The organism is Pseudoalteromonas sp. PSi26 (assembly GCF_054960575.1).
This window is the reverse complement of record NZ_JBHNYT010000006.1, coordinates 51,086-63,327: the sequence shown is the minus strand read 5'-3', so window position 1 is coordinate 63,327 and position 12,242 is coordinate 51,086. Positions and strand designations below refer to the sequence as shown.

The window sequence follows — 12,242 nt, the reverse complement described above, 5'->3', positions numbered from 1 at the left end:
TCCTTAGGTGTATGTAATTAATTTTTGTTGTGGGTGGCATTCTAAAAAGTGATGCTCGTTTAAACTACTTATCGTTAATTTTTGATTTTTTCCTTTGCCGCGCGCCACTACTTTGGTTACGCCTGCGTTTACTAAGCTCCAATTAATATCAATAAAGCGCTCGAGCTTTAGCCCCATTAAATGGCTGGTTATAATGCTAATAGGCCCGCCAGAGGTGTAAATAAGTACTTTTTTACCGTGGTATTCATTGGCTATTTGTTCAAGTGCGCCCAGTACTCGCGCAGTAAATGCATTAAAGCTTTCGTTATACTGAGTGCTGTCGGGATTGAGTACCCATTGCTGTATAGCGCTAATAAATACCGTTTTAAAGTATTCCATAGGCTCGGCTTGCTTGCTAAGTGCAGCGCGCACTTGGCTTGGGGTGGCAAGCTCTGGGTTATAAACCGCTAAAATGTGTTCGTGATCGTACTCGTTTAATCGCGCATCGTTTATTACCACAGGCGTATTATTAGCACTTGCTAAACTAAGCTCTGCGGTTTGATTATGGCGCAGCATACTGCCTGCAAATACAGCATCGGGTGTTAGCTGCTTTTGTGCTAAATATTCACCCAGTAGTGTGGCTTGCTGTTGCCCTTTAGTTGAGAGCGTATCGTAATTATCAGCCGAAAAACTGGCCTGCCCGTGGCGTACTAAATATAAAATACACATTAGACTTTACCTTGGTTGTTAATGGCTTTTTTACAGCGCCATAAAAGGTAATGTACAAACACCCAAAAGTGTTTAAAGGCGGGGTTTTTAGTTTGCCCATGGTGATAGCGGTAATAAATTTGCTGCACAATGCCGGCAAGTCTAAATAGCCCGTACACTTCGTAAAAGGTAAAATCATCTACGGTTATATTCATTTTTTTACAGTAGTAGGCCACCACTTCTTTGCGCGTTAGCATACCCTCTAAGTGAGTGGGTTGACGGCGCGTGGCTTGGGCTAAAAAGTCATCTCCTGGCTCTACCCAGTAAGCCAATGTATTGCCCAAATCCATAAGTGGGTCGCCAAGGGTGGCAAGTTCCCAATCTAAAATACCCAGTACGTTGGTGTAGTCGTTTGCATCAAGCACAACGTTATCAAACCTAAAATCGTTATGTGTTATGCAAATACGCTCGTTACTTGGCATGTTGTTTTCAAGCCACTTAATGACTTTTTTACCGCTGGGTACATTCCAAGTTTTGGCTTTAGTAAAGCGCTCGCTCCAGCCGCTAATTTGGCGCTGGGTGTAGCCTTCGCCTTTGCCTAAATGGCTTAAGTTGGCCTGTTTGTAATCTACTTTGTGTAACTCTACTAGGCAGTCGAGTACGTTTTCGCACAGCTTTTTGGTGCGCTCGGGCGTGGGGGTTAATCCGCGTGGTAAATTTTTACGCGGAATTATCCCCGTAAGCTTTTCCATAACGTAAAAATCGGTGCCGAGTATGTTTTCATCGTCGCAAAACGCCTCCATATTTGGCACATAGCCGTAAACTGGCTTTAGCGCTTGCTGCAGCTTATATTCGCGGCCCATATCGTGTGCGCCTTTGGCTTTGGTGCCTTTGGGCGCACGGCGTAAAATAAGCGATTGCTCTGGGTACTCTAGGCAGTAGGTCCAGTTTGATGCCCCCCCTGCGTATTGAGTAACACTTGGCTCGCCAGTTAATTGTGTAATGTGTTGCTTAAGCCAGGCATCTACTTTTTGTGTGTCGAGCTCTTCGCCTTGGCGTACGTTTTTGGCTTGATCTAATAATTGTGTGTTCATTGCTAGCCTTTATTATTTTGATTTTAAACGTTGCATAGAGCGTGTTTTTTTCAGCATGTTTTTAATGTACCACTCAATGGGGAGTAGTTTTTTCATTAAAAAGGCCTGTTTACCTAATTTATGGGTCAAAATTAAAAATGGGCGTTTGAGTGACTGCGTATAAATAATATCGGCAACTTGCTCTGCGTTTATGGGAGAGCGCTCAAAGGCACGGTTAAGCATGGTTTTCATGGCCGGCTCGCTAGTGCGCATGGATTCATCAAGATTGGTTTTAAAAAAGCTCGGGCACACAACACTTACATCTATATTATCGTGGGCGAGTTCGAGCTTTAGGGTTTCGCTAAAGCCTATAACCGCCGCTTTTACGGCGTTATAACTGCTCATAAACGGAATAGGGGTAAGCCCTGCTTGTGAGGCTATATTAATAAAGTAGCCACCGCCTTGTTGCACAAAGGCGGGGTAAAACGTTTGGCACACACGCACCATAGAAAGCAAATTAATATCCATAATCCACTGCCATTGCTCAAGCGATTCGCCCTCAAGCGAGCCACCCGTGGCAACGCCTGCATTATTAATGACAATATCTACGCCCTGCCACTGGGTTAGGATAATATCGTAAAGCCCCTTTACATCGGCTTGTTTTGTTACATCGCAGGCGTAAAAAAAGGCATCGGCTTTTAGTGCTTGCAGCTCACTAATGGTTATGGCTGCACGCTCGGCGTTTATATCGGCAATACAAATTTGTAAGTTAGCGCCCAAATTACTTGCGTAACTCAGGGCTAACGCTTTACCCAGCCCTGTGGCTCCACCTGTTATTATTAGTCGTGTTTTCATGGTGTTGCCTTAGCGGTATTTGTTAAGTTCGAGGCGCGAAACCATGCCCATATGTACTTCGTCTGGGCCATCTGCAAGGCGTAAAATACGGCCCATTGCATTAAACGAGGCAATAGGAAAGTCGCTCGACACCCCTGCGCCACCAAACACTTGTATTGCCATATCTGAGACCATTTGCAGCATATTAGGTACTACTACTTTTATGCTCGATATTTCGGTCATGGCGTGTTTAACGCCTTGAGTGTCTATTTTCCATGCCGCGTGTAGGGTTAATAAACGGGCTTGATCTATTGCCATACGCGCTTGCGCTACACGTTCTAAATTACCGCCTAATTTAAGTAACGGTTTACCAAAAGCGCTGCGCGACAGGCCTCGTTTAATCATGAGCTCTAAACAGCGCTCTGCTGCACCAATTGCGCGCATACAGTGATGAATTCGTCCAGGCCCCAAGCGCCCTTGTGCAATGGCAAAACCTTTGCCTAACCCTAAAATAAGATTTTGTTTTGGTACGCGTACGTTATTAAATTCCATTTCGCCGTGGCCGTAGGGGGCATCAAAATCGCCACAGGCACTTAGCATACGCTTAATGTTTACACCGGGTGTGTTTAGCGGCACAAGTACCATTGAATGCTGGCTGTGTTTATCGTTTTCGGGGTTGGAAAGCCCCATAAAAATAGCCACCTGTGCATTGGGATGACCAAGGCCGGTGGTCCACCATTTTTTGCCATTTAAAATAAGCTCGTCGCCATCAACATCTATGGTTGCTTGCATGTTTGTCGCATCTGATGAAGCGACATCGGGCTCGGTCATAGCAAATACTGAGCGAATATCGCCATTTAATAATGGGGTTAACCACTGCTGTTTTTGCTCATCGTTTGCAAAGTGATAAAGCACTTCCATATTGCCGGTATCGGGGGCGTTACAATTAAATACTTCTGAGGCAAATAAGCATTTACCCATTTGCTCTGCAATAGGGGCGTATTCTAAGCAGGTTAAACCTTGTGCTAGTTCTGCATCGGGTAAAAATAAGTTCCACAGGCCAGCGGCTTTTGCTTTCGCTTTTAATGGCTCAATGTGCTCACTTAGTTGCCAAGTGGTCCAATCGTTTGAATTATTTTTAGCATGGTTATGCGCAACTACTGCTTGCTCAATAGGCAATACGTGTTCATCCATAAAGGCGGTTACCCGCTTTAGGTAGTCTTTGCTTTTTTGGCTTGGCTCAAAGTTCATTAGGGTTGCCTGTTTATTTTTTAGTTAACCCAGCATAAAACATTCGCCTCAATGAATTAAATGAAATATATTACCAGTTAAGTGTGAATTACATTCATAGTGTGAACGGGTGATAATGATTGAAGCTAAAAATATTCAGCAGTTAGATTTAAATTTACTTAAAATATTTGAATGCCTATACCGTGAAAAAAACATGAGCGAAACCGCAAAGGTGCTGTACATAACGCCCTCAGCAGTTAGCCATGCTATAAAACGTTTGCGCACTGTATTAAACGATCCGTTATTTGAGCGCCAAGGGCAATTAATGCTGCCCACCCCTGCGTGCCAACGTATGGCACCCGAGCTAATAGATTTACTCGAAAAATTACGCCAAGTGCTACAAGCCTGCGGTGACTTTAATTTAGCGACCACAGCGCAAACCTTTAAAATAGCTCTGCACGATGCAATAGAGCCTATTGTTTTGCCTAAATTGCAACTTGCACTGGCAGAGCATGCTCCCAATGCAAGCTTAGCGAGCGTAAAATTAAGCCGTGAAGATATGCACAAGCAATTAGCTAATCATCAAATAGATATGGCAATTGATGTAGCACGGCCAATAAAAGCGCCCATTAGCCACGCTGTTCTCTCAAGTGATCACTTTTGTGTACTCATGAAAAAAAACCACCCGCTTAAAAACCAACTCAATATAGACAATTATTTAGCGGCTAAGCATGTTGCGGTATCTAACCGGGCAACTGGTACTGTTATTGAAGATATTGCGTTATTGCAATTGAGTTTTAATAGGCAGGTGGCTATACGTTGTCAAAATTATTTTGCCGCGAAAGAGGTAATAAAAGACGCGCCATTTTTACTCACCTTGCCTTCAATGGTTGCCAGTCAATTGTTGGATGACACACTAATAGCAAGGCCTGTGCCCACCACTATGCCTGCTATTTATCAGCATTTATATTGGCATCAAAGTACTGATAAAGACGACGCTTTAGTATGGTTACGCGGGCAAGTACAGCATATTTTTAAACGTTAATAGCTATAAAAAAAGCGCCAAACTTAGTGAACTAAATTTGGCGCTTCGCATTTTTTAAGCGTTTACAAGGCGTTTGTTTTTAAACTTAAGCCCAGCAATTAATAACAGCGGCCCAATAAACATGGCAAGGCCATATACGCCGCCAGTTACGGCATACTCAGGCTTATTTAAAAAGCTAATGGCAATTAATATTGCCAGCGATGCATTTTGAATCCCTACTTCAATGCCGAGTGTTAACGAATCAGTTAAAGATAGTTTTGAAAGCTTTGCTATTAGCAAGCCAATGATCATTGAACCAATATTAAGTGCTATACACGCCCAAAATACATCGTTAAACGAGCTTGCCAGTAAGGCGCGTTCCTTTATTACTAGCGCGGCTATCATGGCGAGCATAAAAAATAACGAAAAACGCCTGAAAAACGGCTCGCTTTTAATCGCAAATTCGCTTTTAAAATGGCGTAGGCTTATACCTATGGCTACAGGCACTAAGGTGATTACAAATAGCCCAAGTGATGTAGTTAATATTGAAAAGCTGGCATCGTCTTGCGGCGCAAATTGGTGCATGGCAAAGCCAATAATAAACGGGGTGGTAATAATGCTAATAGCGGTTGAGGCAGCGGTTAAGCTTACCGAAAGCGCTAAATTAGCCTTTGCTAGCTGGCTCACTACGTTTGACATAGTACCGCCAGGGCACGCGGCTAAAATCATTAATCCTATTGCAATTGGTGTGGGTAAATTAAGTAAATAGCATAAACCTAAAGCCAGTAGCGGCATGGCGATAATTTGGCCTACCAAGCCCATAGCAATTGCTATGGGCTTTTTAAAAAGTCTTGTAAAGTCAGTAGTTGTAAGGCCTAAACCCATACCAAACATAATGAGCGCTAAGGCTAGGGGTAATATTATTTCTGTTAAAAAAGATGCATTCAAATTAGGCGACCTCGTTAGTTATTGTTTTTATAGCGAGTACTTCATAGTTAAATGAAAACGGGGTTAACAGCGCCTTTATTTGAGGCTGTAACTCGTTTATTTCGTTTTCATTCACAAAAATATTTGCTTTTATGCCTAACTTTTTATCAGCTAATACGTTTATTTGCACGGCTTTGTTTTTTAAATGCGCGTTAATTGCTTCTGTAATGGTTTGTTTTATTTCTAGGCAAACTAGTTCGGGCTTATAAATTTTACCTACTGCGGTCAGTGGTATTTCGTCAATTATATAAATAGCTTTTGGTATTGCTGCTCGTTCAGGTATGTTGGCGCTAACATACGTGGTGAGTTCGTCAAGTTTAAGCGTACTATTTGGGGTTAACGTTACGTAAAGTACGGGTACTTCTCCTGCGTAGCTGTCGGGGCGTGGCACGGCGGCTGCAAGTGTAACATCGGGGTGGCTGGTTGCGGCATCTTCTATCATTTTGGGGTCTATATTGTGCCCGCCGCGTATTATTAGCTCTTTTTGCCTACCACATAACGATACATAACCGTTGTCGTCTATTTTTCCTAAATCGCCGGTTCTAAAATACTGTTGGCCGTTTTTATCAACTACCCAAGCGCCTTGGTTATGCGCATCTTCTACGTAACCCGGAAATACGTTATTACCGGTTATTATTATTTCGCCAACATCGAGTGTATCGCACATTTTAACAAGCGTGCCTTGCTCGTTTATATCGGCAATTTTAAGTGTAATACCGGGTATTGGTAGCCCTACAGACGCCTCTCTATTAATTGGGTTTACAGGCATTAAAGTACTTACCGAGCTCCCCTCAGTTGAGCCATAACCCTCTACCAGTGGGATATTTGTGAGTTTAGTAAACAAGGCTTGTAAATCAGACGAAAGCGGCGCAGCCCCACAAATGGCAAACTTCATTTTAAGCGGTGGTACAGTAATTTTTTGCGACGTAATTTGCTCAACCATAGCAGCGTAAACCGTGGGTACGGCGGTCATAACGGCTACATCGTAATTATTAATTAGGGTGAGCAAGTTTTGAATGATGTTTTTACCCCTAAAGCCAGATGGGCTTGCCAGTAAAATTTTACAGCCTTTCATAACCGAGGCTATGCCTGTGGCTACCGCCGCATTTACATGAAATATAGGTAAGCCTACTAGCATGGTGTCGCCTGAGTTTACTGGCGAAAGTAAATTAACCTGCCCTGCATTGGTAAGCTGGTTTAAATGTAAGTGCTTGGCAAGTTTTGGTAAGCCGGTGGTACCACCCGTATGAAAATACGCGCACACATCGCTTTGCTCAGGCAAAGTAAAATTAGCTGCTTGCGTATTTTGCGCCGCGAGTAATTTTTTAAACCCATACACGGGTACTTTATTATTTTGCGAGCACGCTATGTCGTCACCAAATAAGCTAATAACCGCTTTTAGGTCGGGTATATGCTCTTTAATTGCCATTACTTTTTGCCAAATATCGCTACCAGGGACTGGGCCTAGGGCAATAATGACTTTGGTATTGGCTGAGATCATAATTTCTTTCATTATGGACTCATCAAGCAATGGGTTTATTGGGTTTGCAATGCCAGCGGCCTCTGCAGCCCAAAGGGATACATAGGTTTCAGGGAAGTTAGGTAACACCAGCGAGGTTACATCGGTTTTTGTTATGCCTAACGAGTGCAGTGCATTACCGAGCCCTGTTACGTTATTGGCAAGCGCTTTGTAACTCATCTTACGGTGCGGATTAGCAAAGCTTTTACCTTTAAAGGTCATTAAAATGCGGTGAATAAGCTTTTTTGAAAACGGAATTTGCGCTGGGTTAATACAGTCGCCATCTAAAATGTATTCAATAGCGGTTGCATCACCAAATTTGTTTGCCGACTGTAAAATGGCATGGTAAGTAGAGCGAGGAAGTTGCTCTGGTGATATTTCAGCAAGGTTTAAATTGCCAACGTCAGCGTGGTTTTTAATTGTTGTTATAGTCATAAAACTCTCAACGTATCTTTATAATGTGTGTTTGCGTGTGAGTGCATGGTGGTTAAACGCGGCTTTGGATGTGTGGGCCATTACCGCGTAAAATTTAGTCTATCAAAACCATTGCCACTGTTTTAATCTAAAAAGCTGTTATCTTTTGCGGCAACGACCTGATACATCGGCTGAAAGTTCCCCCATGTAACTAGCTCTGAACCATTAGCTTGCTTTGTATGTAGTGCTACCTCGTGCGAGATAAGCTTAGGCTCGCCTGCGGCTTGTGCTAATAACTGGCTTTGGCAGCAGCTATCTAGCAATACAAAATTGGCAACAGCGGCATCAACCGACGAACCAACGGTAAGTAAACCATGGTTTTGCAAAATAACAGCGCAGTGATCAGCCAGTGACTTAGCTATCATGTCGCCCTCTTCGCTGTCGGCTACTACGCCGCTAAATACATCAAATACGCTGTGGTTTTCGTAAAATACGCAAGCATCTTGCGAAATTGGTTTAAGTAACTCACCTAATGCTGAAAACGCACGGCCATAACGTGTATGCGCATGGGCTACTGCGTTTACGTCGGGGCGCGCCATATGTATGCGTGAATGAATAGCAAAGGCCGCATTATTAATCGGTGTGCTGCCTTCAATAATATTACCTTTATGATCAACCCGAATAAGATCTGACGCTTTAATATGCGCAAAGTGCATACCTACGGGGTTTACCCAAAATGTATCGGGCTCTATGCAGTCGCGAAGTGTTATGTGCCCCGCAAGTCCTTCATCAAAACCGTACATAGCAAATACTCTAAAGCCCGCGGCTAGGCGTTGTTTTTCGTAGGTGCGTTGCTCGTTTAGGGTGTTAAATTTAGGCGGCATAATAAGTTTAAATTTATCGCTGCCTATGGTCATTTTTGCGGCTTGCTGCTCTAGTGTATTGCTCATAATAATCCTAAATTAAAGTCTATTGACTTTAGTTTAGTCTCGCTTAAGATAAATAGAAGTGATGTTAATTAATGGTTAAACATAAATGCTATGCATGGAAAGATAGATTTAAACCTGTTTGTAATACTTAAAACGGTATACCAAGAGGGGAGCATTACCAGTGCAGCCGATAAGCTGCATTTAACGCAACCAGCAGTTAGCCATGCGCTTTCGCGCCTAAGAGATAAGTTTGACGACCCATTATTTATTCGCCATGGTCGGCGTATGGTGCCCTCGCCTTTTTGCCAAAAAATAATAGCGCAAGTTATTGAGTCGGTGCAGGCATTAGAGGCAACCATGAACAACGAGCGGCTTTTCGATATAGCCGCTTTTAAGCGGGAAATTAAATTTGGCTTTAGAGATATTTTAGAATCGATATTTTTTCCGCCGCTAATGAGCGACCTACTCACAAACACCCCTAATATTACAATTAACAGCCGACAGGTGTCGCATGTTGATATGGAAAAATCACTCGAAAACCAAGAGCTCGATATAGTCATTGATGTGCTTACCCCAACGAGCAACAATATAAAAAATACCTTTATTTGTAATGAGCATTTTTCGCTAATTTGTAGGCACGATCACCCAATATTAAATGACTTAACCGTACAAAGTTACGCAAAGGCATCGCACGCGTTGGTGTCGTTAAAAGGCGCGCAGGTAGATATAATTGATATGGCGCTGGCAAAGCATGCACTTGCCCGTAATGTAGTCCTTAAATGTGAACACTATTTTGCGGCGACTAAAGTGATTAGCCAAAGCGACATGATAATGACAATGCCAAACGCGTACGCGCAGGTATTAAAAGAGCAAATGCCAGTGCATGTTACTAGCTTGCCGTTTGATGTGCCGTTAATGCCAGTGCACATGTATTGGCACGAACAAGCCGACGACGATTTAGTAAATAGTTGGATGCGAGAAAAGCTGCTAGGTTTAGCCCAGCAACTTATCCCTGCTGACAAACTTAAAAGCGATAATTAAATTGTGCGTGATAACTGCGCCCACGCTCTGATAAAAAACGGTGTGCGTAGCTAATTACTGGCACATCATTGGCCTGCGAAAAAGTTTGCTTATCGGTTAGATTTTTAGCTAATAACGACACCGACCAATCTCCTTCACTGCTGCCTAGTTCTATGCGTAAATTTAGCTTTTCAAAAGCGCTTTGCTTGGCTATTGGGTCAAGATCTTGCTCTAAAAAGTAATCGTCACTAAAGTTAAGTGCTAAATTGCTACTTAAAGTAAGATTTGAAAATACCTCGGTATTGTAATCAATTGCTATATTGCCTGAATAATCGGGAGCAAACGCGCCCGTTTGCCCGGTTAAATCTTGAAACGCTTGTCCAAGTAGCTCGCTTTGCATAACTGTTGGCGAGGCACTGGCGTATTGCTCGTATTCAAAATCAAGCACAGCAAGGTTTGCCGATAGCTGCCAACTTTGATTTATTGCCCAGCGCGAATCGAGCTCAATCCCTTTTACTTTGGTTTCGGCAGCATTTTTAACTACAAATGCATTACCATTAAATTCAGATACTTGTAGGTCATCGTACAGAGTGTAAAACAGTGTGGCGTTTACTTGTAGAGTATTTTTAATTGGCTCGGCTTTAATGCCAAATTCAAAATTTGTAGCTTTTTCGTCGTCAAACTCAAAGCCTGAGTTTTCATCAACCGTATTACCTTGCGAGCCATTTAAGCCAGAGCCATCAAAACCACCGGCTTTGTAGCCTATGCCGGCGCTTGCAAATAACATGGTGTTGTTAAACCCTAAATATTGCACACTAATATTGGGTGATAAGTGTGATTCATCACGCTTAGCGTTAAGGTTATGTACCCCCGCGCCCGAAAGCTGCCCTGCAATAGTGGGCGCAGCCGCATTGGCAAATTGTTGTACGGCTTGCGGTGTGTTTGGCTCAAATACGCTATACACATTTTGTACGCTGCTTACTTCTTTTTCTTCTTTTTGATAACGCAGGCCAAAATTAGCACGCCATTGCTCGTTTACATTCCACGTAAGGGCGGTAAATGCTGAGTAGCTTTGTTGGTCTTGATCAAACAGGGCATTTACGCCCAATGATGTACCCACTAAATCAGGAATAAGTAACGATGCGCCAAATAAAATATCGTTTGGGTGTTCCAGTTCGCTGCTCATGTAAAAAATGCCCGCTACGTATTCAAGCGTGCGCCCTGTTGGCGAGCTTACTCTAAACTCTTGCGTAAACTGGTTATAGTTTTCTAAGTAGTCTTGTCTTATAAGCGGGATTTCTGAAAAGTCGGCGTCAAAGGTTGAATCCCAATCGTACTCGCTATACGTGGTTACAGAGGTAAATTCGTATTCGCCATGGTTATAGGTTAATTTAAGTGATGCGTTATCAAGCGTGGTTTTACTTTGCTCATTAAGCCCACCTGGGTGACCATCGCCCGATACCGAACTTGTGTAATCAAGGCCCGAGTTGTCGCTTAATAAAAGTGAACGATACCCTACATTGCCTGGGTTAGTAGGGTCATTTGCTATTTGTAAATCTCGGTTTGGCGTATCAATAATGTATTGGTAGCGCGAGCCATGCGATTCAAACTCACCGTGTTCCCACTTAAACAATGCGTTTATATCATCGTTTAGTTGCCAATCTATTGATAAACGCGCACCTGATGAGTCGTTAGATTGCTCATCACTTTGGCGCGCTTGATTATATAAAAAGCCATCAACAGAGTGGTCAAATGCGGCAATACGAATGGCTAAATCATCGTTAATAGGAATATTTATAACGCCGGTTAAGCGCTTTTCGTTGTCTGATCCAAACTCTGCCGATACATTGCCCTCAAACACATCGGTTGGCGAATTTGAGATCATACTAAAGGCACCTGCCGTGGCGTTTTTACCAAACATAACCGACTGCGGGCCTTTTATAAGTTCAAGGCGCTGCATATCTAAAAATGGAAATTTAGCCTGATGCCCGCGCCCTAAATACACGCCATCTTTATACATAGCAACCGATTGCTCAAAGCCAGAGTTAGTACCAGAGCCAATACCGCGTACAAAAATACGTTTGCTGCTTGAGGTTTCGGTTATATGCACGTTAGGTAGGTTTTCGCTCAGGGCGAGTAAATCGTCAACACTGTTTTGCTCGAGGTAGTCACCCGAAAGCGCTTGAATAGAGGTAGGAATATCTTGCAGTGATTGCACCCGCTTTTGCGAAGTGACGGTAATGGTTTCAAGCTCACTTTTATTTACTTTATTCTCGGCGGCTTGTGCCATACCCACGCTTAATGCGCTTAGGGTAAATAAAGTCAGTGCTTTTTGTTTTAAAAAAGCAGGCTTTAAACGTGTGTGTGACTGTGTGTGTTCAGTTGTCATAGCTGCAACTCCATTATAGAGGTTATTGTTATTGGATAATTTTGCGTCTATTTCATACTGACGAGTCTTAAAATAAATAACAGTGATGTTTATTTATTAAACACTATTAGTGATATTTATAGTTGCTCTCGTTTAG

Annotated in this window: 10 protein-coding genes; 2 read left to right on the top strand and 8 right to left on the bottom strand. The window is 42.9% G+C overall.

All coding sequences use genetic code 11. The features are described from left to right. Positions 1–3 precede the first annotated feature (3 nt). From ACFI34_RS08040 to ACFI34_RS08025, 4 genes are read right to left on the bottom strand one after another with little or no spacing between them, the layout of a single operon-like run. The gene (locus ACFI34_RS08040; protein WP_462673103.1) at positions 4–708 is read right to left on the bottom strand and encodes a histidine phosphatase family protein; all 705 of its coding nucleotides are present in this window, start codon (positions 706–708) and stop codon (positions 4–6) included. Beyond that, positions 708–1,781, bottom strand: a complete 1,074-nt coding sequence (locus tag ACFI34_RS08035) for a phosphotransferase family protein (protein ID WP_462673102.1) — start codon at positions 1,779–1,781, stop codon at positions 708–710. The genes ACFI34_RS08040 and ACFI34_RS08035 overlap by 1 nt, the downstream gene beginning before the upstream one ends. A gap of 12 nt (positions 1,782–1,793) precedes the next feature. Next, a complete protein-coding gene (locus ACFI34_RS08030; protein WP_462673101.1) occupies positions 1,794–2,615 on the bottom strand; it encodes an SDR family oxidoreductase in 822 nt (273 codons plus the stop codon). Positions 2,616–2,624: 9 nt separating this feature from the next. After that, the gene (locus tag ACFI34_RS08025; protein ID WP_462673100.1) at positions 2,625–3,845 is read right to left on the bottom strand and encodes an acyl-CoA dehydrogenase family protein; all 1,221 of its coding nucleotides are present in this window, start codon (positions 3,843–3,845) and stop codon (positions 2,625–2,627) included. A 115-nt stretch (positions 3,846–3,960) separates the two neighbouring features. Between ACFI34_RS08025 and ACFI34_RS08020 the strand changes: the two genes are divergently transcribed. After that, positions 3,961–4,869, top strand: a complete 909-nt coding sequence (locus ACFI34_RS08020) for a LysR family transcriptional regulator (protein ID WP_462673099.1) — start codon at positions 3,961–3,963, stop codon at positions 4,867–4,869. A 54-nt stretch (positions 4,870–4,923) separates the two neighbouring features. Here ACFI34_RS08020 and ACFI34_RS08015 read toward each other — a convergent pair whose 3' ends face one another. The 3 genes from ACFI34_RS08015 to ACFI34_RS08005 form a co-directional block, all read right to left on the bottom strand. Further along, positions 4,924–5,796, bottom strand: a complete 873-nt coding sequence (locus ACFI34_RS08015) for a bile acid:sodium symporter family protein (protein ID WP_010556125.1) — start codon at positions 5,794–5,796, stop codon at positions 4,924–4,926. Between the two features lies 1 nt (position 5,797). Beyond that, positions 5,798–7,789 (bottom strand): AMP-binding protein, encoded by a 1,992-nt coding sequence (locus ACFI34_RS08010; protein ID WP_462673098.1) that lies wholly within the window; start codon positions 7,787–7,789, stop codon positions 5,798–5,800. Positions 7,790–7,911: 122 nt separating this feature from the next. Then, positions 7,912–8,718 (bottom strand): class II aldolase/adducin family protein, encoded by an 807-nt coding sequence (locus ACFI34_RS08005; protein ID WP_462673097.1) that lies wholly within the window; start codon positions 8,716–8,718, stop codon positions 7,912–7,914. A gap of 90 nt (positions 8,719–8,808) precedes the next feature. Between ACFI34_RS08005 and ACFI34_RS08000 the strand changes: the two genes are divergently transcribed. Continuing rightward, positions 8,809–9,738 (top strand): LysR family transcriptional regulator, encoded by a 930-nt coding sequence (locus tag ACFI34_RS08000; RefSeq protein WP_462673096.1) that lies wholly within the window; start codon positions 8,809–8,811, stop codon positions 9,736–9,738. Here ACFI34_RS08000 and ACFI34_RS07995 read toward each other — a convergent pair. Then, positions 9,722–12,106 (bottom strand): TonB-dependent receptor, encoded by a 2,385-nt coding sequence (locus ACFI34_RS07995; protein WP_462673095.1) that lies wholly within the window; start codon positions 12,104–12,106, stop codon positions 9,722–9,724. The genes ACFI34_RS08000 and ACFI34_RS07995 overlap by 17 nt on opposite strands. Between the last annotated feature and the right edge of the window lie 136 nt (positions 12,107–12,242).

Excerpts from the sequence above, each read along its gene's own strand:
- ACFI34_RS08040 (WP_462673103.1), bottom strand. The coding sequence starts at position 708 with ATGTGTATTTTATATTTAGTACGCCACGGGCAGGCCAGTTTTTCGGCT.
- ACFI34_RS08035 (WP_462673102.1), bottom strand. The coding sequence starts at position 1,781 with ATGAACACACAATTATTAGATCAAGCCAAAAACGTACGCCAAGGCGAA.
- ACFI34_RS08030 (WP_462673101.1), bottom strand. The coding sequence starts at position 2,615 with ATGAAAACACGACTAATAATAACAGGTGGAGCCACAGGGCTGGGTAAA.
- ACFI34_RS08025 (WP_462673100.1), bottom strand. The coding sequence starts at position 3,845 with ATGAACTTTGAGCCAAGCCAAAAAAGCAAAGACTACCTAAAGCGGGTA.
- ACFI34_RS08020 (WP_462673099.1), top strand. The coding sequence starts at position 3,961 with ATGATTGAAGCTAAAAATATTCAGCAGTTAGATTTAAATTTACTTAAA.
- ACFI34_RS08010 (WP_462673098.1), bottom strand. The coding sequence starts at position 7,789 with ATGACTATAACAACAATTAAAAACCACGCTGACGTTGGCAATTTAAAC.
- ACFI34_RS08005 (WP_462673097.1), bottom strand. The coding sequence starts at position 8,718 with ATGAGCAATACACTAGAGCAGCAAGCCGCAAAAATGACCATAGGCAGC.
- ACFI34_RS08000 (WP_462673096.1), top strand. The coding sequence starts at position 8,809 with ATGCATGGAAAGATAGATTTAAACCTGTTTGTAATACTTAAAACGGTA.
- ACFI34_RS07995 (WP_462673095.1), bottom strand. The coding sequence starts at position 12,106 with ATGACAACTGAACACACACAGTCACACACACGTTTAAAGCCTGCTTTT.